This is a genomic window from Paraburkholderia xenovorans, assembly GCF_046030735.1.
GTDB lineage: Bacteria > Pseudomonadota > Gammaproteobacteria > Burkholderiales > Burkholderiaceae > Paraburkholderia > Paraburkholderia xenovorans_A.
Map to the genome: position 1 here is coordinate 1 of NZ_JAQQBV010000126.1, position 340 is coordinate 340.

The window sequence follows — 340 nt, forward strand, 5'->3', positions numbered from 1 at the left end:
GGAGGTACAGCAATACACACTGGATGAGACGCAACAGCAGGTGGGACTTGATGTCTGGAAGAGCTATCAGACCTTGCAGACTGACCTTCAGAATCTGCAGAACACCGCTTCGCTGCTGGAAATTTCGCAGCGATCGTTTGATGCGGCGAAGCACCGGTACACCGCAGGCGTCGGCAATATTCTCGAGTTGCTCAACTCGCAGTCGTCGCTCGCGGATGCTAACCGACAGCGTGTCCAGGCGCTGACCGACTGGCGCACAGCGAGGTTGCAGCTTGCCGCCAAAATGGGGCGGCTCGGCCTTGGGAACCTGCAACTGGGCAGCCGCTAGAGAGCGCGGGAA

1 protein-coding gene is annotated in these 340 nt (G+C 59.1%); it reads left to right on the plus strand.

Annotated features, from left to right (window positions below; genetic code table 11):
* Positions 1-328 (plus strand): TolC family protein (locus PQQ51_RS34420; RefSeq protein WP_408501638.1); only part of this gene is annotated, 328 nt, incomplete at its 5' end.
* Positions 329-340: the final 12 nt, after the last annotated feature.